At 38.2% G+C, this 251-nt stretch carries 1 pseudogene; it reads right to left on the reverse strand.

What is annotated here, in order from left to right:
• Positions 1-251: pseudogene (locus tag AAEY87_RS14230) on the reverse strand (1-deoxy-D-xylulose-5-phosphate reductoisomerase); the annotation flags it as partial.

The raw sequence follows: 251 nt of genomic DNA on the forward strand, positions 1-251 counted from the left end.
GTACATTGGTATACGTTGCAGATTCAAGCGTTTGTGCATTTATTTTGTATATATCAGTAAAACCAATTTTACCGTTTAAGAATGCACTTACTGCTATCTCATTTGCAGCATTAACCGTTGTAGTCGCGCCCTGCCCTGCACTACACGCATCAATCGCTAATTGTAAATTTGGATAGCGAGAAAAGTCAGGCTTGGTGAATGAGAAATCACATATATCAGAGAAGTTTAACGGTTTAACGCCTGCATTAATT

Source organism: Psychrobacter sp. S1-30-MNA-CIBAN-0213 (genome assembly GCF_040309845.1).
In the GTDB taxonomy this organism is placed as follows: Bacteria; Pseudomonadota; Gammaproteobacteria; order Pseudomonadales; family Moraxellaceae; genus Psychrobacter.